23 protein-coding genes, 1 other RNA gene and 1 pseudogene are annotated in these 26,087 nt (G+C 43.2%); 6 read left to right on the top strand and 19 right to left on the bottom strand.

The window, feature by feature from the left end; translation table 11 throughout:
- Nucleotides 1-399: 399 nt before the first annotated feature.
- On the bottom strand, nucleotides 400-927 hold the full coding sequence (locus CE058_RS23505) for a GrpB family protein (RefSeq protein ID WP_163145211.1): 528 nt from the start codon (nucleotides 925-927) through the stop codon (nucleotides 400-402).
- 15 nt (nucleotides 928-942) lie between these two features.
- Entirely contained in the window at nucleotides 943-1,641 is a 699-nt protein-coding gene (locus CE058_RS23500; RefSeq protein WP_048011312.1) for a class I SAM-dependent methyltransferase, read from the bottom strand.
- Between the two features lie 342 nt (nucleotides 1,642-1,983).
- Here CE058_RS23500 and CE058_RS23495 point away from each other — a divergent pair, with 342 nt between their 5' ends.
- Nucleotides 1,984-2,259: a YqhV family protein gene (locus CE058_RS23495; protein ID WP_048011313.1), complete on the top strand. Its 276-nt coding sequence runs from the start codon at nucleotides 1,984-1,986 to the stop codon at nucleotides 2,257-2,259.
- A gap of 16 nt (nucleotides 2,260-2,275) precedes the next feature.
- Here the strand turns inward: CE058_RS23495 and CE058_RS23490 are convergent, their stop codons facing one another.
- The gene (locus CE058_RS23490; protein WP_163145210.1) at nucleotides 2,276-2,986 is read right to left on the bottom strand and encodes a polysaccharide deacetylase family protein; all 711 of its coding nucleotides are present in this window, start codon (nucleotides 2,984-2,986) and stop codon (nucleotides 2,276-2,278) included.
- 91 nt (nucleotides 2,987-3,077) lie between these two features.
- A non-coding RNA gene (gene ssrS / locus CE058_RS23485) (6S RNA) lies at nucleotides 3,078-3,273 on the bottom strand.
- Nucleotides 3,274-3,858: 585 nt separating this feature from the next.
- On the opposite strand from ssrS, the gene CE058_RS23480 reads away from it, so the two are divergent.
- Nucleotides 3,859-4,356: a CBO0543 family protein gene (locus CE058_RS23480; RefSeq protein WP_048011315.1), complete on the top strand. Its 498-nt coding sequence runs from the start codon at nucleotides 3,859-3,861 to the stop codon at nucleotides 4,354-4,356.
- Between the two features lie 13 nt (nucleotides 4,357-4,369).
- Here CE058_RS23480 and CE058_RS25210 read toward each other — a convergent pair whose 3' ends face one another.
- From CE058_RS25210 to CE058_RS23455, 6 genes are all read right to left on the bottom strand, one after another.
- On the bottom strand, nucleotides 4,370-4,603 hold the full coding sequence (locus CE058_RS25210) for a hypothetical protein (protein WP_286168152.1): 234 nt from the start codon (nucleotides 4,601-4,603) through the stop codon (nucleotides 4,370-4,372).
- Between the two features lie 67 nt (nucleotides 4,604-4,670).
- Nucleotides 4,671-4,880 (bottom strand): hypothetical protein, encoded by a 210-nt coding sequence (locus CE058_RS25205; protein WP_286168151.1) that lies wholly within the window; start codon nucleotides 4,878-4,880, stop codon nucleotides 4,671-4,673.
- A gap of 107 nt (nucleotides 4,881-4,987) precedes the next feature.
- Nucleotides 4,988-5,869, bottom strand: a complete 882-nt coding sequence (locus CE058_RS23470) for a LysM peptidoglycan-binding domain-containing protein (protein WP_163145209.1) — start codon at nucleotides 5,867-5,869, stop codon at nucleotides 4,988-4,990.
- A gap of 636 nt (nucleotides 5,870-6,505) precedes the next feature.
- Nucleotides 6,506-8,866, bottom strand: coding sequence for an FdhF/YdeP family oxidoreductase (locus CE058_RS23465; RefSeq protein ID WP_163145208.1), 2,361 nt, complete (start codon nucleotides 8,864-8,866; stop codon nucleotides 6,506-6,508).
- A 476-nt stretch (nucleotides 8,867-9,342) separates the two neighbouring features.
- Nucleotides 9,343-10,605: an L-lactate MFS transporter gene (locus tag CE058_RS23460; RefSeq protein ID WP_048011319.1), complete on the bottom strand. Its 1,263-nt coding sequence runs from the start codon at nucleotides 10,603-10,605 to the stop codon at nucleotides 9,343-9,345.
- 360 nt (nucleotides 10,606-10,965) lie between these two features.
- Nucleotides 10,966-11,817: a glycerophosphodiester phosphodiesterase gene (locus tag CE058_RS23455; RefSeq protein ID WP_163145207.1), complete on the bottom strand. Its 852-nt coding sequence runs from the start codon at nucleotides 11,815-11,817 to the stop codon at nucleotides 10,966-10,968.
- 253 nt (nucleotides 11,818-12,070) lie between these two features.
- Between CE058_RS23455 and CE058_RS23450 the strand changes: the two genes are divergently transcribed.
- The 3 genes and pseudogenes from CE058_RS23450 to CE058_RS23445 all read left to right on the top strand — a co-directional run.
- The gene (locus CE058_RS23450) at nucleotides 12,071-12,244 is read left to right on the top strand and encodes an aspartyl-phosphate phosphatase Spo0E family protein (protein ID WP_082139027.1); all 174 of its coding nucleotides are present in this window, start codon (nucleotides 12,071-12,073) and stop codon (nucleotides 12,242-12,244) included.
- Nucleotides 12,245-12,394: 150 nt separating this feature from the next.
- The gene (locus tag CE058_RS24900) at nucleotides 12,395-12,562 is read left to right on the top strand and encodes a hypothetical protein (RefSeq protein WP_197087752.1); all 168 of its coding nucleotides are present in this window, start codon (nucleotides 12,395-12,397) and stop codon (nucleotides 12,560-12,562) included.
- Between the two features lie 15 nt (nucleotides 12,563-12,577).
- Nucleotides 12,578-12,898, top strand: a pseudogene (locus CE058_RS23445) (redoxin domain-containing protein); the annotation flags it as partial.
- A 431-nt stretch (nucleotides 12,899-13,329) separates the two neighbouring features.
- Here CE058_RS23445 and CE058_RS25290 read toward each other — a convergent pair.
- The 9 genes from CE058_RS25290 to proB form a co-directional block, all read right to left on the bottom strand.
- A complete protein-coding gene (locus CE058_RS25290) occupies nucleotides 13,330-13,422 on the bottom strand; it encodes a putative holin-like toxin (protein WP_226618119.1) in 93 nt (30 codons plus the stop codon).
- Between the two features lie 236 nt (nucleotides 13,423-13,658).
- Nucleotides 13,659-14,729 (bottom strand): TDT family transporter, encoded by a 1,071-nt coding sequence (locus tag CE058_RS23440; RefSeq protein WP_286168149.1) that lies wholly within the window; start codon nucleotides 14,727-14,729, stop codon nucleotides 13,659-13,661.
- A gap of 106 nt (nucleotides 14,730-14,835) precedes the next feature.
- Complete coding sequence (locus CE058_RS23435) at nucleotides 14,836-16,089, bottom strand: ATP-binding protein (RefSeq protein ID WP_163145206.1); 1,254 nt, start codon at nucleotides 16,087-16,089, stop codon at nucleotides 14,836-14,838.
- 155 nt (nucleotides 16,090-16,244) lie between these two features.
- Complete coding sequence (gene pdxA / locus CE058_RS23430; RefSeq protein ID WP_163145205.1) at nucleotides 16,245-17,252, bottom strand: 4-hydroxythreonine-4-phosphate dehydrogenase PdxA; 1,008 nt, start codon at nucleotides 17,250-17,252, stop codon at nucleotides 16,245-16,247.
- Nucleotides 17,239-18,546: a four-carbon acid sugar kinase family protein gene (locus CE058_RS23425; RefSeq protein WP_163145204.1), complete on the bottom strand. Its 1,308-nt coding sequence runs from the start codon at nucleotides 18,544-18,546 to the stop codon at nucleotides 17,239-17,241. Before CE058_RS23425 ends, pdxA begins: the two co-directional genes overlap by 14 nt.
- Nucleotides 18,547-18,559: 13 nt before the next feature.
- On the bottom strand, nucleotides 18,560-19,552 hold the full coding sequence (locus CE058_RS23420; RefSeq protein WP_163145203.1) for a 2-keto-3-deoxygluconate permease: 993 nt from the start codon (nucleotides 19,550-19,552) through the stop codon (nucleotides 18,560-18,562).
- A 185-nt stretch (nucleotides 19,553-19,737) separates the two neighbouring features.
- On the bottom strand, nucleotides 19,738-21,432 hold the full coding sequence (locus tag CE058_RS23415) for a sigma-54-dependent Fis family transcriptional regulator (RefSeq protein ID WP_163145202.1): 1,695 nt from the start codon (nucleotides 21,430-21,432) through the stop codon (nucleotides 19,738-19,740).
- 90 nt (nucleotides 21,433-21,522) lie between these two features.
- Entirely contained in the window at nucleotides 21,523-22,755 is a 1,233-nt protein-coding gene (locus CE058_RS23410; RefSeq protein WP_163145201.1) for a glutamate-5-semialdehyde dehydrogenase, read from the bottom strand.
- Nucleotides 22,746-23,876, bottom strand: coding sequence for a glutamate 5-kinase (gene proB / locus CE058_RS23405; RefSeq protein ID WP_163145200.1), 1,131 nt, complete (start codon nucleotides 23,874-23,876; stop codon nucleotides 22,746-22,748). The genes CE058_RS23410 and proB overlap by 10 nt, the downstream gene beginning before the upstream one ends.
- A gap of 468 nt (nucleotides 23,877-24,344) precedes the next feature.
- On the opposite strand from proB, the gene CE058_RS23400 reads away from it, so the two are divergent.
- The gene (locus CE058_RS23400; RefSeq protein WP_163145199.1) at nucleotides 24,345-26,018 is read left to right on the top strand and encodes a ribonuclease J; all 1,674 of its coding nucleotides are present in this window, start codon (nucleotides 24,345-24,347) and stop codon (nucleotides 26,016-26,018) included.
- The last annotated feature ends 69 nt before the right edge of the window (nucleotides 26,019-26,087 follow it).

The raw sequence follows: 26,087 nt of genomic DNA, 5'->3' as shown, positions 1-26,087 counted from the left end.
TGTTACCTGAAGTCATAGCTGGATTGGATTGTGCGGAAAGGTTTTTGCTTGTCCATTTTTAGGTCATGGCTGGTCCGGACACTATGAGTGGTATTTTGCTATTCTCTGGCCGAAGCAGGGCCGGGTTCCGACTCTGGCGTCGGAGTTTCGGCTTTCTCTGGCCGAAGTAGGGCCGGGTTCCGACTCTATGAGTGCAATTTCCCCTTTCTGTGTCCCAAGTTGACCCAGGTTCGGACTCTGCGAACGCAAATTCCCCTTTCTCTGTCCGAAGTTGTCCCGGGTTCCGACTCTGCCGACGCGGTTTCCGCTTTTTCTGTCCGAAGTTAACCCGACTTCGGACTCTATTAAACTGTTTTCCCCAGTTTCAATCCGAAGATGTTATGAACGGAATTAAACTGCCTAGAATGAATGCTTCTTTTTGTACCACTCCATTGCCTTCATCTCAATTTCCTGCACAAGTGCTTCCTTCCCTTTTATATAGGAATCTATGTCAAAGGGATACTGTTTCGCTAACTCCAATTTTAAGGTTCCATATTGTTTTGCGTCTTCTCCGTTTGCTCTTAGGTAATCACGAAAAGCAAGATGGCGCGTGATTTCAGGACTCCCTTTTTCATAGATATGGACATGGTGTGTCCGCAGATTTCCCCCTTTCTGAAAATACCGCCGGCCAGGCAGTCCGTTTTCTCCACGGGGCTCATAACCCAGTGAAATCATTTCCTTATTAAAGCGGTCAACCCTCTCAATATCTATTACGACAGGCATTATATCAATGACGGGCTTTGCTGCCAGACCAGGAACCGAAGTGCTCCCAATATGGTGAATGGCCCGAATTTCTTCTTGAAAAATGGACTTGAGTAACTCTGACTCACTTTGAAATTTAAATTCCCAATCAGGATTATAGGGGGTAACAGTCACTTTCCTAGTCATGTTCTCCTCCTGAATTTATTTTAAGCTCATCAAACACGCCCATAAAAAATCTTCCCCAAATAGATCACTGGGCTGCTGTATTTTTTTCATCGTTCTAAGCTCCAGAAAATGAAAGTCATCTTGAAAGATCTCTTTCAATCGTTCCTCCGTATATCCGATGCCTCCCTTTAGGCTGCCAATGTGATATACCTCCCAATCCGGCGTGGGAAGTGCTCCATCCGGATTAAAGCATACCAATCCAAATTTCCCTCCAGGCTTGAGTGCCGCTTTGATTATTTCCAGGTATGTAAGCCTTCTATGGGGCGGAAGGTGATGAAACATGCCGCTGTCATAAACAAAATCATAGCTTTGAGGTTCATAATGAAAGTCGAATAGAGATACACATTCAAAATTAATTTTTACCTGTGCTTCATTTGCTCTTTCACCTGCCCATTTGATTGCCTTTTCAGAAAAGTCAATAGCATCCACTTGTGCCCCATTCTTCGAAAGAAAAGCAGCATTCCTTCCTGGGCCGCATCCAATTTCGAGTACCTTCCCCGCCTGCAGGCCATTTTGAATATACTCAGACAGGTTTTCATCCGGCCCTTTCACTTTGAAAAATGGAATCTCTTTATCCCGGTCTTCGTAGAAATCTTCCCAGAATAATTTTGGTTCTCTTAACAATCCATCCAGCATTTCCAATAAGTCATTATGATCTAAAATAGCTTTTTCCATAGCCATTCCCCCTTTCTTTTATTTTACTGAATCCCTTATGGAAAAGGATTACAGCCGCGTTAAGAATAGATTATTTAAGTAAAAGCTCTCGGCCGATTTTGCATTATTCTTCCATCTGGGATTCCTGCAAGGGGGTTTTTTTAAGTTTTATAGTCTAAGAAATACTTTAGTCTTTAAGCAAAGAGAAATACTTCCAGGAGCATCCTAAGGATTCTGGAAAAACATCCAATCATTGCAATTCGTAACATTTGTAATACTTATGAAATATTTTCTTTTGAAAACTTGTCCTTCATTTCGGTCAGCTCTCATATAATGACGACAAGAAGGTTTAGGAGGTACGTGATGTTTCTTTTTCTTGATAAAGCGATTCTCGGTATGGCCATTCTGCGCCTTATTTCCGGTAGCATTGAAATCTTTGTTGCACTATTAATTTTAAAAATGAATGATATCGAAAAAGCATTGATTGTGAATAGTTCACTGGCCCTTATTGGACCGCCTGTGCTTCTCTTGACGACAGTCATTGGATTGACCGGAATGGCTGATAAAGTTTCATTAAGCAAGATCTTATGGGTGATCTGCGGGGTTGGCTGCATTCTGTATGGGGTAAAAGGGAGATAGAGCTGTATAGACAGCTCTATTTTTGATGTTTCAGCAAGTCCGAAACGGTGGTCATTTGGTATCCTTGCTCTTTTAATGAAGCAATTATTTTCTTAACAGATTTCAGAGACTCTTCCCGGCTTTCATACATGACATGAAGAAGAATGATGGAGCCTGGTTCTATATTTTCCGCCACATACTCCGTGATTTTATCTGCATCCCCTTCAATGTCCGGAAAACTTTCAGGCTCGATATTCCACAAAACCGTCTTTCGCTCCTGTTTAGACAAGTAGTAAGGCAGGAGAAATAACTTTTTCCCGTATGGAGGGCGAAAATGAATTTCTCCTTCATAGCCTGTCTGCCTGATTAAATCATCTGTTTTCTCAATTTCTTCTTTGATAAAAGTGGGAGATTTTAATACCATACGTGAATGAGAGTAGGAATGATTGCCGATTTCATGCCCTTCTCCCACAATTTTTTTTGCATCTTCCATATGATGTTCAATCTCTTTTCCTGTTAAATAGAACGTGGCTTTAACATCCTCTTCCCGTAAAATCGTTAAGATTTCATCGGTATTAACGCCAGGTCCATCATCAAAAGTCATGGCTGCGACTTTGTCCTCTGTTTCTGCTTTATTAACAAGGCCGCCGAAAAACTGAAAGTTCCTGGACTTCGATACTTCAAAGAGCAAAAAGGCAATTCCTAATAGCAAGATGATCCATAAAATAATTTTAAGCAGTTTTTTCATTTTTCCTCCTGATGCTTTAATTACAGAGTAATTATAATTTAAATATGTAAAAAAACCAGCCCCCGATTGGAAACTGGTTTGATAACATAAGTATGTAGCCGCTTTTGCCGTAACTGTGATAAGAAAGTTTTAAACCACCACTCCTCAAAGTGGGTGTTCGCAGAAACATTCCTGCCTGTCCTCCTTGTCTTATAGACAGAGGCTTGTCATTCCTGTTCCGATGTTAAACTCCCTATTTCAGCTTAAAGGTTAAAACTTTAGTATGATTACGTACAATGCAGCTTGTTTTATTATAATAATATAATTTACACGAGGATTCAATAGAAGTTTTTTCCTGTCTGGACCTATTAACTCTTTTCACTTAGCTTCAATGCGGTTTCAGTAATTTTCATATCCGTTTCCAGCTGTTTTTTCAAATTAGCCTCACTGTCCTGCAATACCGTTTTTAAAGTCGAATCCTGAACAAGCCCGCCCATAGCCAACGATTTAGTGAGACCAGGTTTTTAAAAACCAGAAGCTCATGAAGCTCCTATGTTTCATTCAATCCCATTTCTTTCATCATAAATAATCCTCCCTACAGATATATACTCATTTTGCTCATTTCCCACTTTCGAAACCTGTGGTATTTATTTCTTCTGCCCGTCACTGTGAATTACGCATAAAGCAGTTGAAAGAAGAAACATTAACAGTTAAAAGGAGGGCGTAATTATGGACGAATTAGGCTTTGGCTACCTTGAAACAATGGAAACACATGAAAAGCTGAAAGCATGGTTATGAATCATTTGATCTGAAAACAGAGGAATGCATTAAAGTTATACTAAAGTCTTAACCTGATTTTTTAGTAACACCAGGTTAAAAAGGAGAAATTGCAATTGGGACGGAAGTTTGAACGAAATCTGCTGCGCAGCCTGTTTATTTTCGGAATTGGGGCTTTTTTTCATCTGGTCAGAAAGCCTCCTATAAAAGACTGGCTTATCGTGTTCTTTTTGAAAAGCTATATTGCCACCTTCTTAGATAATCTCTTAGTGCGAAAAGGCTATCTCAAGTACCCGGTTAATCTGTTTAAAACGTTTGATGTCAGTGTATTATTTAGCTATATCATTTTTCCTGTCACGTGTGTTTATTTTAATCAGCAGACCCGAAATAGCGGACTATGGGGCATCCTGCTGAAGTCCCTGATTTTTAGTGTTCCCTCGGCAATCGCAGAGCATTTTCTTGAAAAACACACACAGTTAATCAAATATAAGAAATCATGGAATTCCTATTATAGCTTCATATCTATATTGGCGACCTTCCTAGTGACGCGCGGAATAATGGGTGTGATTAGTAAATCTTCAGAAAAGCAAAAAAATCCGGCTCCAAAACCATAATTGGAGCTGGTTTTTATGAAGACTTCTTATCTTTCTCAAATTTTGGCGGTGCAGCCTTCCTGGCAAGAACACCTCCATCATAAAACTTGCCGTATTTTCTTAAGATTTCTCTCACCTCAGGAACGGTGGGGATTGTCTCATTTACAGAATATGTAAGATAGTAGTTTTTTGTGTTTTTCCGATGGATGATCCAAGTAAAAAATTTCATCGCAAAACCATGTGTATTGTGATTACGGAATTTCGGCATCAGCTTTCCGTCCCATACGGTCATGGTCTGCCCGGTTCCCTTCCATTTCTTTAGTTCTCCATTCAGTTCAGCATAGAGTAGACCCGGTGCTTTTTTTCATCTGATTCATTACCAATAATGTCAGCACCTGATTAATAAACAATTGAATGAGATTTAATCCTTCCCCTCTTGTCAGTGAGATAAATGCCTGTTCAGGCATCACTTCCGGCTTATCACCCCAAACAAGCGTATTTGATCCGTCCATTTCCTTTATCGGTATCCATTTTCTTTGTTCCATAACCTTCCCTCCTGATTTGGTAAATAATACCCAGATATATAGGTATTCTTCAAAAGGAAGAATATTCCTTCAAAAAAAACGGAGGCTCAGGAGGCCTCCAAATAGAATTATCGATAAGATAGATCGGTTATTTCAAGAAATTGAACAGTGGTTTGATCCCTGTCAATCCGGACTTTGAGTTCGAAATGATCAAGCTGGTAGGTTAACTCTTCACACTTGGCTGATTCGTAACAAGTGACCGTTTTTGTCTTGTTAGCATCTCCATACATTTTAACAACTTCGGCCTTCGTAAAGGGAAGAGCAGGTAACATACGCGGGCTTAAATATTCCGGATATACAGCAAGGCTTCCAATTGTACCATCCTTCATATTTAAGGTTGCCCTTACACCGGCACCATCAGCCTGGTAGTAAAGCGTTTTAATATTGAGCTGTGTCTCAGTCTTTTTTGGCTTTCCCATTCTCGATATGATGTCATCATAGGCATCTCCAGGCTTTAAGCCAAAAATTTGAAGCTCGCCGCTGGAAAGAATGAAGGCATCTTTAATTCCTTCTTTTTTGACTGTCTCCAGCCCATTCACAGCATTCCTCCTGTCCTTAAAAGCACCTGCCTGCACACGGTAATAGGTTTTGCCATCAATGACAGCCGTGCTAATTGCGGCAGGGATTTCTTTTTTCTTCAGCAATGCTGCCCGCTTTTCCGCATTCTCTTTTTTACTGAAAGAACCGGCAATAATCTTATGGTATCCAGCTTCTTCCCCGGATAAAATGAGACGCTGACCGGGATAGATGGTCGTACCTGTTAAATCATTCAGCTCCTTAATCTGCGTTACACTCAGATGATGCCTCTTAGCCAGAGAATATAGTGTATCCCCTTTTTTTACCACAGCTATTTCTTTATCTCCGCCGTGGTCCGCCAAAACTGCTCCCCCTGAAAAAATAACTGCCAGAGAAATGACTCCTGCTGCAATTGCCTGTTTGATTTTCTTCATTATTTTCACCTCAATATATATGACGAAGGGAAATAATGGATGTCGCAGGAGGACGAGCCTATTTTGGTAATTGGGCAGACAGTTCTTGTTAGCTTATCACTTTATAGATTAACGCCCATTTTTCCTAGGACAGCTCCATTTTAGGCGTTATTCATCCAGATTAACTACCATTTCCCCTGAGACTGCTCTCTTTTCGGCGTTATTCCTTCTGATTAACTCCCACTTTCCAGAAGACTACTTCGGTTCCGGCGTTATTCATCCCGATTAACTACCACTTTCTAGAGGACTACTTCGGTTCCGGCGTTATTCATCCCGATTAACTCCCACTTTCCAGCGGACTACTTCGGTTCCGGCGTTATTCATCCCGATTAACTACCACTTTCCAGAGGACTACTTCGGTTCCGGTGTTATTCATCCCGATTAACTCCCACTTTCTAGAGGACTACTTCGGTTTCGGCGTTATTCCCTCCGATTAACTACCATTTTCCAGCGGACTGCTCACTTTTCGGCGTTATTCATCCGCATTAACTACCATTTTCATTGAATGATATTCAAATTTGGCCGGTAATCGCCTGCTCCTTTCAAAATCCCCCTCAAACATAGAAGAGAGATGGCCCAAAAGCCATCTCCCTCCTTTTATGCTGGTGCATCAATTTCATCTTCAGCGATGTGTTTTTCGTTGTATTCCACGTCTTTGCGTGCATTGTAGCGGTCCGCTTTTTCGAGGGTAACCGTGATGTTGTAGTCAGGGATGCCCGCGAATTTTTCGTAGCGGCCTCTTGGCAATAGGAAGTTTCCTTCAGGGAAGTGGACTTCGACGTTGCCGCGGGCGATATCGACGAATTTAGCTCTTCCCTGGAAGACACCGAATCCGTTGTAAAGGACGATGCCTTCACCTTCTGCAATGCTTAAGTCTTTTCCATCTTCTGCGTTCATTAATACATCGTATCGTCCGGCGCCATTCAGCGGGTCCACTTCCTTGTAGACCATGGAATTGAACTGCTTGCCGCGGCGGGATGTGACGATGAACTGGCCTTCTTTTTTGCCAAGGTCAGGAATATCGACTGTAATCAGTGTGCCTTTTCCATCCGGAGTCGGGCAAATGCCGTCCTCGCAAAGCCATGCTCCGCCCCATTGGAAGACATCCCCTGCTTTTTTCAGATGCTGGATGCCATCATAATTCGGGTTCGCCACTGCAATTTCATCCCGGATTTCCTGTGCATCTTTAAAATCAACAAGATGGGCAGTTTCAGGCTTTACGCGTTTTGCCAGATCGATATAAATTTTCCACTCTTCGCGTGCTTCTTCAATTTTGTTTTTATTTCCTTCAATTTCAGGACTGAAGTACACCATTCTCTCCGTTGAAGTGGAGGTACCGCCGCCCTCCTGCTCGTACCTTGTTTTAGCAGGCAGCACGATTACCGCTTCTTTTGCATCAACAAGGGTAGACGTATTTAAAATAATATCCTGGTGAACGCGGATATCCAGTTCAGAAAGAGCTTTTTCGATAAAATCAGGATCTGGCATTGTCTCAAGGAAGTTACCGCCTGATAGATAGTAAAGCTTGATTTTCCGTTCATGGTCTTCAGGCAGCAGAATATTCTCCAGTGTCACCCCGACAATATCACCCTGCCATTTCTCAAGCTCAAAGCCCCAAAGATTTTGAATGCGGGTAAAATTGTCTCCATAAAAGTCACCGCCAGGCAATACGAATGGATCGGCACCCATTTCACCGCTTCCCTGTACAGATGAATGGCCGCGGAATGGCATCAAACCATTATGCTTTCGGCCCAGATGGCCGCGAAGCAGCGCAAGATTCGCAACCTGTGAGATATTATCTGTCGCAAAAGAATGCATGGTCAGGCCAAGAGCCCATGCATAGACAGCATTTTTGCTGTTCGCAAGCAGTTCCGCAAGCTCAATGATACGCTCTTTCGTTACACCGGAAGATTTAATAATATCTTCCCATAGCTGCTCTTTCACTTTCTTTTTCAAATCCTCGTAGCCATTCACATGCTCGTTCACAAAATTATGGTTGATGGCAGAACCGCGCTCCGCTTTCTCCATGTCGAACCAATGCTTCATGATGCCGTGCATAAAGGCAATGTCTCCGCCGATGTTGACCTGATAAAAGTCATCAGCGATTTTTGTGCCGAATAAAGCTGATTCAGGATTTGATGGAATCCAGTATTTGTCCATCGCCGGCTCTTTATATGGATTAACGACGATAATTTTTGTGCCGTTCTTTTTCGCTTCAAGCATATATTTGGATGATACTGGCGAGCTGTTGGATGCTACGCTTCCCCAGAATAAAAGGACATCCGTTCCGATCCAGTCAAGGTAGTTGGCTGTGGAAGCACCTACTCCAATGGAACGCTTTAACGCGGTTTTAGAAGGAGAATGGCAAATACGGCTTGCATTATCGATATGATTCGTTCCCAGGAAGCGGGCTGCTTTTGCGCCCACATAATAGGATTCATTCGTAATTCCGCGGCTCGTCAGGTAGAACGCATACTGCTTTGGATCGAGCACCTTCATTTTTTCAGCAATCATGTTCATCGCATCATCCCAAGTGATCCGGGAGAATTTCCGCTCCCCTTTTCTGCGGATCATCGGATAAGGGATGCGGCCTAGCTTGCGAAGCTCCGTGCTGTCATATTTGCGCAGCTCATCAATATCAGCATGCAAAATGTCCGGTTTAATCGCACCGGCTGTGTTTAAACGAAGAACATTTAAACGTGTTGTACAAACATGCGGTCCTTTAAGCGTCTGGTCATAAAGACCGGAAACGCCAAGCGCACAGCCGTCGCAGACACCTTTTGTCAGTATATTTGTGGCATAGCCGATATTATCTTTGTTTTCCCATAGGATTTTTGCTGTATCCCTCATATGCTTTGGCTTTATTTTGCCAAGCCCGAACGGAATCGGACTCACCCAATGCTTTGGATCCGGCATGGCCTTTTTATTCTGAGGTCCTGGATGTTTTGTTTTTCCCATCTGAAACACTCCTTTATCTTTTTCTATTTAATAGAGATCCTGAATCTCTTAATTCTCAATGGTTAAGTTGCATTTATTATTGTATATGGGTAAATGGATTAAATTTTCCCTTTTTTCATAAAAAACCGCCGCAAAAAGCCTCTAAATACTAGATGCTGATTTCTGCGGCGGTTAGTCTTTAGCAGGGTCGCTGCCAAGTGCCATACCAATAGAAAAGCGGAAGCGCCTTGCTCAGATGAACTTCAACTAAAAACCGCCACGTCCTGTGGCGAACGTTGAAGCCAGCACATCCTGTGCAAGTCCGGCAGGCATAAGACGAATCACGCAGGAAATCTCCCTAAGCAAGCTTGGGTCGGGCGATGTATCGCTGACGAAGCGTTCCTTGTCCTGATTTCTGGAGTGATTTGGCTTATGACCCGAGGGGCTAGGCGCTGGAGCTAGACACTATCTATCTTGAATGCTGTTATTATTAAAATTTAACTTGCCAAACGATCATTTGCTTCATTTTGCCTGCGCAATTTTTTCATATCAAAACGGATTAGGATTGACACAATGAGTGCCAACACAAAAAGTCCGGCAAAGCTTGTCAGACTTGAAGCATAGCTTCCAGTTGAATCCTTCATCCATGCTGCAAACATCGGGCCTGCTAGACCAGCTGCTGCCCATGCTGTAAGGATGTAGCCGTGAATGGCGCCAAGCTGCTTCGTTCCAAAAACGTCGCCGATAAAAGCCGGGATGGATGAGAATCCTCCGCCATACATGGTGTACACAACAGCAAGCATAATCTGGAAAAGAATCGCTTCTTTTGTGATCGGCAGCAAAAGGAATAGGGCGATCTGTGATACGAAGAAAATCGTATACGTGTTCGGGCGGCCAATATAGTCAGAAATGGATGCCCATGCAAGACGGCCCAGTCCATTAAAGATGCCAAGCACTCCGACAAGCGTGGCTGCTTCTGCCGTTGTCAGGCCTATGCTTTCCTGTGCCAGCGGCTTTGCAGCAGATAAAATCGCAATTCCGCACGTTACATTAATGAACAGCATGAACCATAAATAATAGAATCGGGTTGTCTTTATTGCTTCATTCGCCGTTAACTGTGCTAAATCCTGTTTAATTTTGATTTTTCCGGCTGCAGCTTTTTCCTTCATGCCTTCAGGTGCCCAGCCTTCAGGCGGCTTTTCTAGGTATAAAGATGATAATGTCATAATAATCAAGTATGCTGCACCTAAAATAAAGAACGTGTTAGCAGTACCAACAGATTTAATCAGACCATCCATGACAGGACTCGCTACCGCTGCAGCAAAGCCAAATCCCATGATGGCCAGGCCTGTTGCAAATCCGCGGCGGTCAGGGAACCATTTTACCAGTGTGGATACAGGTGCAATATAGCCTACCCCTAAACCAATTCCCCCAAGAACGCCATAGGTTATGTACAAAAATGGCAATGAACCCATATTTACGGCCAATCCGGCTCCAAGCATACCGGCCCCGAAAAATCCTGCTGCCAGAAGACCAGCCTTTTTTGGTCCATGCTTTTCAACAAAGTGGCCAAGAAATGCTGCTGACAATCCCAGAAATAGAATCGCCAAACTGAAGGTCAGCTGTACTTCCTTTGATGACCAGCCAAACTGCTCAATCAATGGATTGGTAAAGTTGCTCCAGGCGTAAACCGAACCGATGGAGATATGAATCCCTACGGCCGAGGCGGCAATCAGCCACCGATTTTTTGTCTTTTTCACTCTTTTTCCCCCTCGTAATACTTATACCTTAGTAAAGCGGTTTCAAGATGGTTTCCTGAAACAAAAAAACCGCCAATCTCTCCCGCATTCCCGTATTGGGGTATGCTGAAGAAGGATTGACGGTTAGTATCAAGCAGGATGCGCTGCTTAAAGGACCAACTGTTAATCTAATAGAATCTGATGGCATTTTAACCGACGACAGGTTCGCTATCTCAAATCAAAATGTGACAGATTTTTGAACTAATAAAAATCATATCACTTTAAAAAAGCATGTTCAAGCCCTTTTTAGCAATTTTTCACTATGGAGGTGTTGGTTTATAGACAAAAAAACTCCGGAAATGATTCACGGAGTTCTTCTATTTATCTCCCTTTTTTCACATCATGAAGCAAATCCGGATGGTTTGTGAACATACCGGTTACTCCCCAATTAATCAGCTGCTTCATTCTTTCCTTGTCGTTGACAGTATACGGGTGCAGTTCAAGACCGCTGTTCACAACCTTTTGAACATACTCCTCATTTAAATACGTATGATTAGGACCAATGCCCATCGCGTACTGCTTTATTTCCCTAATCTCTGCATCAGTTATTTCTGCGTTCGCTTTATATGAAATTAATTGTACAAGTTTAATAGAAGGGTCCAATTCATTCATCACTTTAAGACTTTGAGGGCTGAATGACTGGACGAGCAGTTTATCTTTATTAATCTTATGCTTTTCAACCAGGCGCAGCAGTTCCTTTTCCATGCCAGGGTAAACATCCGGTGATTTTGTTTCAATGTAATAGCTGTTATTTTTTCCAAACTTCTTGAAAACCTCTTCAAGTGTCGGCACCTTTAAGTCTTCGTAATCCGCTTTTGCTGCATACGGGTACTTTTCGTTAAACCAGCTTCCTGCATCAAGCTGCTTTATTTCGTTTAAAGTATAATCCTTTACGGATCCTGTTCCATCTGTCGTCCGGTCCAGCGTCACGTCGTGCATCGCAATGAGATGCCCATCCTTTGTCATCTGCAAATCCACTTCAATATAATCCCCATGCATTTTCTCGCCCATTTCATATGCAGCGATTGTATGCTCAGGTGCATAAGCAGAAGCCCCGCGATGTGACACATTTACAATGTCCTTATGCATGTCTTTAGCCAGAGCCGCACCTCCTCCAAACGCATTTAGCCCAATAACTGCCGCACTAATAACCGAAATCATTTTCTTCTTCAATGTCTCCGTCCCCTATCTATAATGGTTTACACATTAAGAATAGTGACGAAATATTAACCCTGTTCTAATATTATGTAAAACCTGGGAGAATAATAGATTACAGGAATATTAATACAAGCCTTTCTGAATGGGTCACATTCACCATTGTAGAAACTTGTAATCTTTTTATAAGTTTTGTCGAATCTGTTTATTTGCCGGTTAATTTGTCGATAATAGAATATAATATTTCATCCCCGGATTAGGAGCCGAATCAATGAACACACCTTCGACTGCTATAAAAAAACTTCACAACGACATCGATGTCCTGCGCAAAAAGATGATTTCTGTTGGAAAAAACAAGGGATTGTCACACCCTGAAACGCTCATGTACTCAGAAGAGCTCGATAAGCTCATCTATAAAGTGCAGCGAAGCAAGCTCATCCATTAGAACAACCCTCAATATTTCAAAAAAACGCACACTCTTGTAAAAAGGAGTGTGTTTGTTTTATGATTAAACGCTCAATCGTGCATTTTTATTGAGAAAAACGAAAAAGTCCGCCATAATGAAAAGATAATAACTACAAGAAATGGAGATCATATGAAGAAAAAGTTCATGTTCCTATTAGCAATCGTACTTCTTGTTCTGACAGCCTGCGGTAAAGATCAGGCACAGGAACCGATTACTTTAAAGGACCAAAGCGGCAATGAAGTTGCCTTCCCGCAGGACAAGCCAAGTGTCTTCTTCTTTATCACAACATACACCTGAGGACTCTGTCAGCAACAGCTGGTCGAGCTGCATCAGAATATGGATAAATTAGAAGATCTGGATGCCAATATGTACATCGTCAGCAATGATCAGCCTGAGCAGCAGCTTGAGCTTTATCAGGCTCTGGAGGAAAAGATGGGTCAAAGCCTCCCTTTTATTTCTGATCCGGATATGAAGCTCATTGAACAGGCTGGTATGAAAAATGGCGACACTGCCTACAGAGGCTATGCAATTATGGATGCAAAAGGCAAAATTGTGCTCAATAAGGTCAATGACCATTGGGGAGAAGAAATCGATACAACTGCAGAAGACATAAAGAAGGAGCTTTCAAATTAAGAAAAGCGGAAGCGCCTTGCCCACGAAGGAACGCAGACTGAGAACGCCACGTCCTCCCAAAAGCTGTCGCTTTTGGTCGTGCGATGATTATGCTGACGAAGCCTTCCTTGTCCTGCGGGCCTCAGGGATAAGACGGTTCCTATAAGCAGCCGTTTCCTTCTGGAACGAAACGGCTTATGACCCCGAGTTCCTTGGAGCCGAAACAAGACAAACCGAAATGTGGAGGCGACTGCTTAGGGACGACAAGCATAAGACGAGCCCTGCAAGAAGGTGTTCTTTCCTTCTGGAAGGGATTGGCTTATGTCTCGAGTCCCTAGGAGCCGAAACTGGACAGGCTTGTGACCTCGAGGGGGCAGTCACTGGAGCTAGACACTTCTCGAAGTTAAAATTTTCCTTTCTTATCTCTAAAAAAAACACGCTCGCGAGCGTGTTCATGAATTCCTGTCTCTATCTGTGAACTGGAGCATGGCGATAACAAACATACCGAAACTGATCATCAAAGACAACACTTCAAAGGTACCCATTTATACATCGCCTCCTTACCTTCAGCCTTCCCGGAAGCAAACTTGTCCTATACTCAGGATAAGTGCCTAATTAAAAATCCGTTCAAAAGGCCTAAAAAGCCAGCCACATTGCAAAATTGCATGTGACTGGCTCTTTTTTTAAGAAATTATAAACTTTCCTTCACTCGGAATATATTTATTATCGCATAGCCTGAAATTACTTTCGTATAACTCTATTTATTTGCGTATAGCCAAATTTAACTTGCGTTTAAATCGACCTTTCCTTTCTGAATCCGGACATGTTTCCTTCTTAATGAATCAGCACTTAAATATATTTCAATAACCAATAACAATAAAATGATCCAGATGCCTGTATTCAGGATGATAGCCTGCAAAGGGCTCTCGATGAAAAAGGTAAACGTAAAGAACATTGCTAAAGTAAAAATCCGGCTCCACTGTGTCACATCGTAGTTGAAGATGCCCTCTTTTAAGCCATACATTCGAATGCGCAAAATGAGCCTTATAATTTCAATAGCCTCAACAACCATAAAGACCAGGAAAACAACCAGCCAAAACCACATGGCAATCGAACCTGCAGCGATGCCCGACTTGAACATGGCAAGTCCGCTGATCGATAAAGCACCGTGAAAAATGCAATTGGTATTATTCCAGTCCTTCGCTAAATTCCATCCGCGAACAGCATAACGCTTCAGAATAAACCAGGCACTGATAAAATAAAAGAGAAACCCAGTAAAAATAAGAGCAGCATTCAGAAAGCCGGGCACCTCTTTAAAGACAGTATTAAAAAGGAGCACGAGAGATTGAGTGCTGACCGTGGTCAGCAGAAGAACACCATGTGCCTGCCGGCCAATAGGTGCAGCTCCCAGTTCCTTGAAACCTCTTATGCTGATCCAAATATAAATTATCCATAAGCCCGCATTCAGAATCGCCAGCGCCTGGGCTTCCGCACCTGCTCCAAACTGCCTGAAGAACATAATGCCGCAAATCGAAGTACCGGCCACCCAGGTTCCAATGCCAAAACGATTAATGGGATTAGAGTAATGCAGCTCCTTGAACTCTCCTTTGGAAATGGTTATTCCAATAGAGACGAGGAATGCCAGCCATAACGCTAAATCTGCTATACTGAGAATCTTGCCCAAGCTTCCCAAAAAGAAAGGCATTCCAAAATAATTGAGCAAAACGCCATGTGTCACAATGCCAAATGCCATCACAGCCGCCATTGCAGCCGTATTGATATTAATTTGTTTCAGTATGATAAATACAACAGCCCCTATAAAAAGAAAGCCGAGCAAAAGAAAATATAACACTATAATCACCGTAATTAATTTATTTACTATAATTATAACATTCTATGCAAGTGGCACTTTTGCTGCGGATAAAAAAGGCAGTGCATTTTACATGCACTGCAGCTCTCTAAATCAGAACGTTTTTTCTATTTTCATTGCCTTCTACATTAGCCCCCTCAAATGGAAGTTCAATTTCCATCTTCGTGCCTTCCCCAACTTTGCTTTCGATGGTTAAGCGGCCATTATGGTTTTCGATAATTTTATAGCAAATCATCAGACCCAGCCCGGTTCCTTTTTCCTTTGTTGTATAGAAGGGTTCCCCGAGGCTTGGAATCCGGTCTTCCGAAATGCCTACCCCTTGATCTAGGAATTGAACGGAAATGGTATTGCCGGTCTTTTTCATGACTTTAATAGTTAATTGGCCGCCGTCTGGCATGGCTTCTATCGCATTCTTAATGATATTCAGGAATACCTGCTTCAATTGGTTTTTTTCACAATGAATCATTGGGGAATGAAGATTATTTTCTACTTTTATTTCCACGTTATTTAAAATGGACTGTGTATTGCTCAGGAGAATTACTTCGCTGATTAATTTTGTCAGGTCCTGCTTTTCAAAAATGTCTGCAGTCGGCTTGGCCAGCACCAAAAATTCACCGACGATTCCATTAATGCGATCCAATTCCGAAAGCACAATATCAAAATACTCTTCTTTTTGGCTGCTGGATTTAAAAAGCTGAACAAACCCTTTGATTGATGTAAGCGGGTTCCGGATTTCATGCGCGATGCCGGCTGCCATTTGCCCCAGAAGTGCAAGCTTCTCCGATTTTTGCAGAAGCTGTTCCTGTTCCTTTTTTTTATCAGAAATATCTGTTCCGATCGAGAGCACTGCCTCTTTTCCTTCAAATTCCACATAAAGTGATGAAACTTCAAAATACCTCCTGGCTCCATCCAAACGTTTTACCTGATATTCTATATTGTTTATAAGCTGCTTTTCTGCCTTTATGTATTGATATCGCTCCTGCAATCGGCCCTTATAGTCCATTTCGATAAAGTCAAGAAGCGACCTGCCAATTAGTGCACCTTTATCTGATGCCGACAATCCGCTGACGGCAGAGGAGTTTGCGTACAAAATTTCAAAATCCTTATGTATGAGCACGGAAACCGGAAGTGATTCCAGAAGCATTTTATAGCTTTCCTCGCTGGCCCGCGCCTTATCTGCATAGTACCTGCTTTTGTCAAACTGCCAGCCTACAAACCAGGCAATACCTGTAAATAGAAAAAAATCAAAAGTAAAAAACGTTTCATGCGAGAAAATGGTTTGATAAGAGGTAAATAGAACCGAAATAATCACAAGTGAAATTTGACCTGTCCGTTTACTCATATAGTCCTCATTTTTGTGTTTTTCTATTATTTTAGCATTAAGCGGGAGGGTAACGATATCAATTTTTATAATTTATTAATAATAGAATCAGCGTTATTCGATTAAAAAAACCTGCCCAAGGAAGCCTGATAATCCCCGGGCAGGTTAAATTAAGCCTATTTATTCTTTGGAGCAAGCTCTACTGCCTGACGCATTGCCTCCATTAAGCTTTTCTCGTCAGCTATGCCTTTTCCGGCAATATCAAAGGCTGTACCATGATCAACGCTTGTACGGATGATGGGAAGGCCGACTGTGATATTAACCCCGGCATCCAGCCCTAATACCTTAACTGGCCCATGCCCCTGATCATGATACATGGCTACGACAATATCAAAGTCGCCTCGCACAGCTCTGAAAAATAATGTGTCAGCCGGCAGCGGCCCTATAGCATTAATCCCCTCTGCCTGTGCTTTCTCTACTCCAGGAACGACTTTTTCTTCCTCTTCGCCATATCCGAATAATCCATTTTCGCCTGCATGAGGATTGATTCCGCAAACAGCGATTTTAGGTGATTCAATGCCGGCTTTTTTCAATGTGTCATGAGCCAGCTTCAGTACGTGATACACTCTTTCCGGGTTGATCATTTTTACTGCATCAATAATTCCGACATGTGTTGTCACGTGGATAACTCTTAAGTTTGGTGCGGATAACATCATGGAATAATCTTTCGTATTGGTCAAAACCGCTAAAATCTCTGTATGGCCTGGATACATATGGCCGCCCTTTTGTAATGCTTCCTTGTTTAAAGGTGCAGTACAGATCGCATCAATCCGATTTTCTTTTGCCATTTCGATCGCTTTGGCTAAGTATTGAAATGCTGCGTTCCCAGCCTCCGGAGACACCTGCCCAATTGGGAGGTCTTCCGGCAGAAGGTCCAAATCAAGGCAATGTACTACCCCATGCTTATATGGGATCTCGCGTAATTGCTCTGCGCTTACCGCTTCAATAACAAGCCCGCTGTTAACAAATGATTTGGCCCGCTCTAAAATTTTTTTATCACCAATGACAAGCGGGTTGCTTATTTCATACATTTCAGCATCGGCAAGGCTTTTTAAAATTATTTCCGGTCCTACCCCCGCTGCATCCCCCATTGTAATGCCTACTACTGGTTTAGTTTGACTCATTGCACTCAACCTTTCTTGTCATATAATGTATTGCATTCACCAGGGATTGCTCATTGCCGAATCCCCCTGCTTTTGTTACAGCCCAATAGCCTTTTTTCCTGCTGCGCAGCCGGCCAAAAGGGAGACCCGGCTCTATTTCTGCATAGAGCTCCATTTCCTGTATACCCAATTCTGAACAAGCAGCTTTTGCAATGTCCCCGCCTGTTAAAATCAAGCCGTCGAGTTCCGGGAACTTATTTACAAGTCTGTTTGCAATTTTCCCCAGTCCCATGGCAATCCGTTCGCCAATCTCATTCCCTGATAATCCTATTGCCTCTCCCGCTATACGGGCTGCATCCCGATTCTGATCGGAAGAATCTACATAAACAACAAAATGGGTATTATCCTGATTTTGTCCAATTTTCTCAATGACTTCTTCAAAATCTATTGACTGATCAACCAATTGGATAGGATTGATTTCTGCGAAATAAGATTGATCAATTTCTCTAATCCGGGAAAGCTGTTTTCTTGTAACCTGTGACAGACTCCCTGAAACTGTGAGTGTTTTCCTGATGTTATTTTCCTCATGAGCATTTTCATTATGAGATTTAAGCTTTAATGCTTCGGGTAAATATTCAACTAGAGCACCAGAACCAGTCCAAACCGTTTTTTTCTGAAGGCTTGTGAAAATCTCGGCAATTACCTGCAGATCCTCTTCTCTTTCACTGTCGCATACAATCCAGTTCTTACCCGCCGCTAAAACTTCTTCAATGAATTTAAGGAGTTTTGCTTTGTCCCCGCGGATCAAAGCCAGATCAAGCAATGCAATATCCATTCCTGCATCCTTTTTTAACATGTGAGGAAGAAAGCTTTCCGTTACAGGTGTCTTTGGATCCCTTCCAAACTCTGTTTCTGTGATCAGTTCACCATTTACATAATGATGTCCAGATACCGTTGTACGATTCATTTTGGGAAATGCTGGGGCAATAACAACGATTTCCGGCTGATATACCTTTTCAAGCGCTGCCAGTTCAGCTGATATATTTCCTCTCAAAGTTGAATCCACTTTTTTATAGACATGAGCATAGCCTTTTTCAAAAAGAAGAGAAGCAGCTTTTTCTACTGCTTCATATGCTTCTTCTTGTGTTTTTGCACGGCTGTCCGTATCCACAATTAAGACATCAGGGTCAGATTGAATGTTTTTCCCGGTAAGATCCATCATAACAGTGGCAGTCAGCCCTTTTTTCGCCAGCTGCACTCCTGAATCATTAGCGCCAGTCAAATCATCCGCGATAATGCCAAATTTTTCAGACACAAGAACCACATCCTTAACCATTAACTTTCTTCAGTTTTCCTTCATTAAACTCATAACCTTTTCTCTCTAGACGCTTAACCAAAAACGCTATATAGAGCGGAAGCAGAATTGCGGTTGTCACAGTAGATGCAGCAACCTGAACTGTCGCCAATTCAGCATACTGTGCAAACCCGGCGCTTGCGGCTGCAATGGCAGCTGGTGTTGCTACAGCATTTCCGGCCGTTGAACCTTCAGCAGCACCTACAATTGGATTCCACTTAAAGGCTTTGAACACTAGATACCCAGCTGTACCCGTTACGAATACTGTTAACAGGCCAAGGATAATACCTGATAGACCACCTTCTACAATGGCACCGAAGTCAATCCCCATTCCAAGGGCGAAAGCGAAAAATGGAATGAGCATGGAGCTTCCATTATCAAGGAATCCGCGCATTTCTTCATCCAGGTTACCCAATACCATACCAACCAGGATTGGAAGCAGTACGGCAATGAAGGATTGCAGTGAGAACATGCCATCAACAAAGCCCATAGCACCAAATATGGATAGGGCCACCATTGTTAGAAACGGACCGTCATTTAGTGCCAGCAATGAATAAGCTGCACGGTCTTCCTTGCTCCCATACTGGCCGACAAGTGCGACGAATAGGCCGCCATTACTGTTCGTCATAGCTGCAATAATTGCAATTGGAGCCAAACCCAGCCAAAGGCCATTTTCACCTGCAAACATGTAAGCGATTAACCCGAATGCCGCACCTACTACCCACTTCGTAGCTAAAAGGGTTGCCCCTTTTCCTATTGAAACACCAAATGATTTTACGTTAATTTGAGCACCTGTACATAGCAGGAATAAAGCGATTAAAGCTGATGCACCGTCAACAAACAATGCTTGAGTAAAATTTCCGATACGGAGCAAGTCAGGTGCAAAAGTATTAAGTATTGCTGCAATTAGCAACGGAACTACCATCATTCCGCCTGGAATTCGTTCAAGAGTTGCTTTGATCTTCATAATTTTAACATCCCCTTTATATATGTTTCAATTTTAAACATTATTGAAAACGATTACAGCTTTATATTAAACGCTTTCAATGCAAAATTCAACACTTTTCACAGAAATATAGTTTGGTATTTTCTAGATTTATATTATTTGTTGCAATTTTAAACACTTATTAAACAAAAAAAAGAAGCTGAATACTACTGCTTCAGCTTCCTCCACAATGTCGACCGATTAATGCCCAACCGTTTTGACACCTTTGTTTGATTTTGGTTTTCTTCTTCCATAACTGCTTCGATAATTCGTTTTTCAATCTGATCCAACGTTCCATTTAACAGACTGTCTTCAATTTGAACTGGCCTGTGCTTCAGATTCAGCTGTCTTGAAACAGTCTCTTTACTGATGGTATAACCTTTCTCAGCTGCTAAGACATCAAAAAGGAATGCTTTCAGCTCAGCCGTATTGCCAGGCCATTTATATTGCTCCAGCAGCTCCATCGCATCCTCCCTGATTTTTACAGCGGAGGTTCCATACTGCTGATGAAAATGGGCAATAAAGTAAGCTGTTAAAGCTCTTATATCATCCTTGCGTTCTAATAAAGAGGGGATATAGATGCGAACGGCTTCTTCATTATAAAGAAGGGAATAGAACTCCTGCATTTCACTGGGCATGGACAGAATTACTTCTTTCCCTGATTCTGCCCAGCTTTGACACTGCTTTAACAAATGGGGCTTCTCTTCTGCTGATATGTCCTCAGCGCCGTAAACATATATAGATCGGACGTCGTCATCAAAGGGATCCATACCTCTTCTTGTTTCCTTTGCATGTATAGAAAGCAGCAACCCGGCCCCCTGATGCTTTAAGTAATGGATATAGCGCGCTAATAATCCTTTTCCAGTGCCGGCAGCACCAATTAAAAGCCATAAATTTCGGTTTATTCCTGCAGAAATAGCAGCCAGACAATCTTTCATTGCGTCACTCTCATTGATGATCATCGGCAGCTGCGACACTGATTCCACGTTAAGATCTTCTGAAGAACTCTTCATATGATTAAGCTCTTTAATAATGAATTGAGTATAGATTTCATTCGCAATTTCAAGGTTTGAAACCTGAACTTTAAGCATGTCTCCCTTAATACCTTCTATCATTTCAACAGACTCTGCATTTCCCTTCCGGTGTACAAGAGTCTGTATATCACTTACGAGAATGGGAGGAGAGGAAAAAGTATTCCATTGTTCAAAGACACATTCAGCATTACTGTCCAAAATGATAATATTATCAGTATTCTTCTTTATGATTGCCCGAAGCAGGTCGTTTTCCTGCTGTTTTCTGCGAAAAGAATGATACACCGATTTCACTTTTTGGAACGAATCAAAGATTGCTTCACGGCCGGATTGTATCAGGATTCCCTCGAGACCTGCTTTAGCAGCAGCTTCCATCGTTACAACGTCACCCATGATCAATTCAAAACCCTTGAATTTCAGTTCCAGAACAAGGGTTTCTACTTCCTCTTCCTTTTGAATCGTAAAAACCTCTATACCAATATCCAATATGTCAGTAATCGTTTTGGCACCAAGCGTTATGTTGGAAAAGCCCACAATCGCTTTCTTACCTGGAAAATCATTGGCAAGGGTTAACACCCGAAGCATATCATACCCGGATACCTGAATATCGATAACAGGGATATTTGTTTCCTGTTGGATCAGCTTTGCGGTTCCACCTCTGCTGATGATCATATCAATACCTTCAGATTCGGCATTATACACATGGGGGAGTGCCTGCCCCAGATTTCCAGTTGCTATTTTAATGTCCAGTTCTTTTTCCTCTTTCCTGCATTCCTCAATTAATGGAAGCATAGCAGGATAAGGAGCAATAAATAATGTCTTTATTTTCATCGCATTCACCTAAATGTATCTTACCATTCATTTCTAAGAGGCACCAATAAATAGGAAAATAGGTCAAGAGTTTTAAAAAGTTATGGCAGCTTATTTCTTCACCTGCCCATTCCCTTTCACAATATATTTCGTCGATGTCAGTGCCGGCAGCCCCATCGGACCACGGGCATGGAGCTTTTGGGTGCTGATGCCGATTTCAGCTCCGAACCCAAACTCGAAGCCATCTGTGAAACGGGTGGATGCATTATGGTAAACTGCCGCTGCATCGACTTCATTCAGGAATTTTTGCACATTTTCCGGGTGTGATGAAATAATCGCTTCAGAATGTTTTGTCCCAAAGCGGTTGATATGAGTAATGGCCTCGTCCACGCTTTCCGTCACTTTCATTGCGACTTCCAAGCCTAGGTATTCAGCGGCCCAATTCTCTTCCACGGCCGGGATGATTCCTTCCCCGCTGACACCTTCACCGCCATGAATCACAACCCCTTTTTCCTTTAGCGCATTAACAAGATCGTTCAGCCCCTGCCAATCTCTGTGAACAAGGATCGTTTCGCAGGCATTGCAAACGGACGGACGCTGTGTTTTGGCATTAACCGCTATGCTAATCGCCATTTCCTTAGCAGCACTTTCATCAATATAGATATGGCAATTGCCGGCACCAGTTTCAAGCACCGGGACTGTGGACTGTTCAACAACTGTCTGGATCAGCTTTGCTCCTCCCCGCGGAATCAGGACATCCAGGTAATCGTTCAGCCTGAACATAGCTGATGCAGTTTCCCGGCTTGTATCTTCAATAAGCTGAACCGCTTCACGCGGCAGGTCACTCTTATCCAAAGCATGATGAATCACTTGCACAATCGCTTTATTGGAATGAATGGCAGTTGAACTTCCTCGCAGCATAACAGCATTGCCTGTCTTCAAGCATAAGCTGGATGCATCGACCGTTACATTGGGACGCGCTTCATAGATCATGCCGACAACTCCAAGCGGGACCCGGACCTGTGTTATCTCAAGCCCGTTCGGGCGTTCCCAATCGGAAATAATCTCCCCAACTGGATCTTCCAGCCGGACAAGCTGGAGAAGTGCGTCTGCCATATCCTCAATGCGGGCTTCATTTAACCTCAGACGGTCCAATAAAGCATCGCTCATTCCATTTTTCCTTCCTTCGTCCAGGTCCTTATCATTTTCTGTTAAAATAAAATTCTTTTCCTGCATCAGCTGTCCTGAGATCAGTTCGAGCGCACGATTTTTTTGCTGTGTCGTCTTTTTCGCCAGCTCTGCCGCTGCCTTTTTCGCTTTTTGGCCTTTATGAATTAACTCCATGAACTTTTCTCCTTTCTTTTCTGGGTTACCCAGTGATCCCGGTGAATGACAACCCGGCTGTCACTCCCGGCCAGCTGCATGGCTTCCGCACTGGATAGCCCTTTAATAGCCCGAAGCTCATCGGATGAGAAGTTAACCTGCCCCTTGCCGATCAAATCTCCTTTTGGGCCAATCACTTCCACTACATCCTGAATATGAAAATGGCCTGTTATGCTGGTCACACCTGCAGGCAGAAGGCTTTTTCCCTGAGTTACTATGGCCTGTGCAGCACCGTGATCCACTTCTATTTTCCCATTCGGAACAGAATGCAGCGCAAGCCACTGCTTGGAGGTTTTGACACTCGGCTGTGACCCCGTGCCAATACAAGTCCCATCCCCTTTGCCTTCAAGGATCTCAATCAGCTTTTCCTCACCATGCCCGACACCTATGAAAACCTGCACACCCAGTGCCAGAGCTGTCCTTGCCGCCGCAAGCTTTGTCACCATTCCGCCGGTTCCCACCTTTGAGCCTGACCCTGCAGCAGCATTCATCAATTCCTCGGTTATTTCTGAAATAAAATTGAACTTTTTTGCTTCTGAATTTGTGCGGGGATTGGAATCATAAATTCCATTCACATCTGTCAGGATGATCAGGCGGTGTGCCTGTACCAGCCCGCAGACAAGTGCTGACAGCATATCGTTATCACCAAAGGCCAGCTCCTCAATTGATACAGAATCATTTTCGTTAATGATCGGAAGTACATTCCGCTTCAATAGTTCAGACAATGTGGCATGTGCATTTTGATATTGCTCCTTATGAAGGAAGTTTTGCCTAGTCAGCAGCAACTGCGCTGCAACGATGCCATGCTTTTTGAATGCTTCCGTATATCCCTGCATTAATAACCCCTGGCCCACTGCGGCGGCTGCCTGTTTTCCGGCTATGGTCACCGGGCGTGAAGGATAGCCAAGATCCGCAAACCCTGCAGCAACGGCTCCGGATGAAATTAAAATAACTTCATGCCCCTTCTCCTTCAGCCGTGAAAGGGCAGCTGCATGCCCCTCCAGCTTTTCCATGCACAATCCGCCATTGTTATTAGTCAGCGAACTGCTTCCTATTTTCACAACAATCCGTTCCTTCTTCACTAAGACACCACCCTTAAGTTAAAAAACGTTCGCCCGCTTCATGAAGCGGAATAAAAAAAGCCCTCCCATCCCTAAAAAAAGGACGGAAGAGCTTTGTCTTTCGCGGTACCACCTTCATTGGCACTCCACACTGCAAGTGCCCGCTTTAAAAATCCTATAACGCCGGAAATTCGGCCAGGTTTGCCTGGCAGCTCAAGGGCTAGGTTCAATAGCTTTGCAGGCTGCAGGACCTTTCAGCCGGTGAATCCCGCTCTCTTCTTGCCTGAGTTCTATTTACTGATTCCCTGTCAATGCTGTTGGTATTTTCATAAGATTAGAATTATTATGCATGCTTCAGTATTTTATGTCAATGATTAATTTGCTGATTTAAAGGGGTAAAATTCTTATTTTGCCGTTAAGGTGCAATCCCATGATAATGCACGCCCATTCGGGAATGCTAAGAAAAAAGACTAACGGGAGGATGTACATATGGAGTCAATCGGAAAGCAGTTATCCCTCTTTTCTCTTGGCGGCATCAATGAAATTGGCAAAAACATGTATGTGATTCAATATGATGACGATATTATCGTGATAGACGCCGGGGGGAAATTTCCTGATGAGACATTACTGGGGATTGATCTGATCATCCCGGATATCACTTACCTTGAGGAAAACAGGGAAAAAATACGAGGCCTGATTGTCACTCATGGACACGAGGATCATATCGGCGGAGTTGCCTATCTTCTGAAAAAAATTAATATGCCTGTGTATGCCACGCGATTTACACTGGGCCTCATTGAATTAAAGCTAACGGAGCATCGCCTGCTTGGTGACTCCGAGCTGATCACCATTGATTCTGATACTAAACTTGATTTTGGTGAGATAGCCGTCAGCTTCTTCAAAGTGAATCACAGCATACCGGACTGTCTGGGAATTGTGTTTAAAACACCAGAAGGAAATGTCGTCCATACCGGTGATTTTAAATTTGATTTGACACCTGTAAATCAGGAGCATGCTGATATCCACAGGATGGCTGAGATCGGGCGGGAAGGAGTCCTCGCACTTCTCTCAGAAAGCACAAACGCAGAGCGGTCCGGCTTTTCGCCTACCGAGCATATTGTCGGGGAGAACATTGAGGAAGCATTTATGAAAGCACCCCGCAAAATCATCATCTCCACATTCGCCTCCAATGTGAGCCGTGTCCAGCAGGTGGTCGCTGCGGCCATTAAAGCAAACCGGAAGCTTGTCCTGCTTGGCCGAAGCATGGTGAATGTGGTGGATGTAGCCATTGAACGAGGGTATCTGACCGTACCAGAGGGAATGATCATCAACCCAAAAGAGGCCATGAATCTCGCTCCTGAAAAGGTTTGCATACTTTGTACCGGCAGCCAGGGTGAGCCGATGGCTGCCCTCTCACGCCTTTCTTCCGGAAATTATCGTGACGCTGAAATTCATCCTGAAGATACGGTGATTCTGGCTGCCTCCCCAATCCCAGGGAACGAACGGGATGTTTCTAAAATCATTGACAACCTGTTTAAACTGGGAGCAAGAGTGATTTACGGTTCAGGCAGCTCCACAGGAATGCATGTGTCCGGGCATGGCTACCAGGAGGATTTAAAGCTCATGCTCACATTGATGAAGCCGAAATATTTTATTCCTATTCACGGTGAATACAGAATGCTTCATCATCATAAATTGCTTGCTGAATCAATCGGTGTTGAAAAGGGGAACACTTTTATCATTAAAAATGGGGATGTCGTTGATATTGAAAACGGGGAAGCACGTCAGACAAGGCGGGTCCCTGCAGGTGATACTTATGTGGATGGAGTGGGTGTCGGTGATATTGGCAGCATTGTGCTCCGCGACAGGAAGCAGCTTTCCGAAGATGGCATGCTTGTGATCGTGCTGACCATGAGCAAGAGTGAACGTAAAATGATATCAAGGCCGGATACCATCTCCCGGGGCTTTATTTATGCACGGGAATCCGAAGACCTGCTGAGAGACATAAACCGGATTGCCGAAAAGACCGTCAACGAGCTTCCTGAACAGGATAAAAGCCAGTGGAATGTCATCAAGCAGAGCATCAAAAAATCACTTGGACAGTTTTTATTTGAAAAAACAAAGCGTAAACCAATGATCCTGCCGATCATTATTGAAATTTAAAGAACAAAAGCGCAAGCGCCTTGCTCACGAATGAACGCAGACTAAGAACGCCACGTCCTGTGGCAACGT

This window comes from Bacillus sp. 22-7, assembly GCF_010628845.1.
In the GTDB taxonomy this organism is placed as follows: Bacteria; Bacillota; Bacilli; order Bacillales; family Cytobacillaceae; genus Cytobacillus; species Cytobacillus firmus_B.
This window is presented reverse-complemented; position numbering and strand designations above follow the sequence as displayed.